The sequence below is a fragment of the Micromonospora fiedleri genome (genome assembly GCF_016774385.1).
Classification (GTDB): Bacteria; Actinomycetota; Actinomycetes; order Mycobacteriales; family Micromonosporaceae; genus Micromonospora; species Micromonospora gifhornensis.
Genome location: NZ_JAETXL010000127.1, coordinates 1 through 438, shown reverse-complemented (window position 1 = coordinate 438; position 438 = coordinate 1). Strand labels below are relative to the sequence as shown.

Annotated in this window: 1 pseudogene; it reads left to right on the top strand. The window is 80.4% G+C overall.

The window, feature by feature from the left end:
• Positions 1–148 precede the first annotated feature (148 nt).
• Positions 149–438: pseudogene (locus JMF97_RS30950) on the top strand (FtsK/SpoIIIE domain-containing protein); the annotation flags it as partial.

Sequence of the window (438 nt, the reverse complement as noted above, 5' to 3'; positions counted from 1 at the left end):
CGCTACGTGCCGCACACCTGTCTGTGAGACCGACTCCGCCCCCCCCCCCGCGGGGCCGGCCGCCGCCGTATGCGTCCTGCTCGCTGGCTGGCGGGGGGCCGGTCCGGGTGAGCCGGCGCCGCCGCTGGGCGCCACCACCGTGCTCCGGATGATCGACGGGTACGCCCGCGTCGGCGACCCGCCGCACGCACCGTTCAGCGCAGACGGCAGCGGCCTGGCCGTCCCGGCGCGGCTCGACGGTGACCCGCCACCGGCCTCGGTCGCGGCGCTCGCCACCCACACCGGCGAGGCCGCCCGCCGGGGCGCGACGCACCGCTTCGCCGCCCTGCTGCCGCCGCACCGATGGGACGCCTCCGCCCGCGCCGGACGTCGCACCGCGGTCGCTCGGGCCGGCCCGCCACCCTCCACCACCGCCCTACTACACGCCCACCCGCCCGC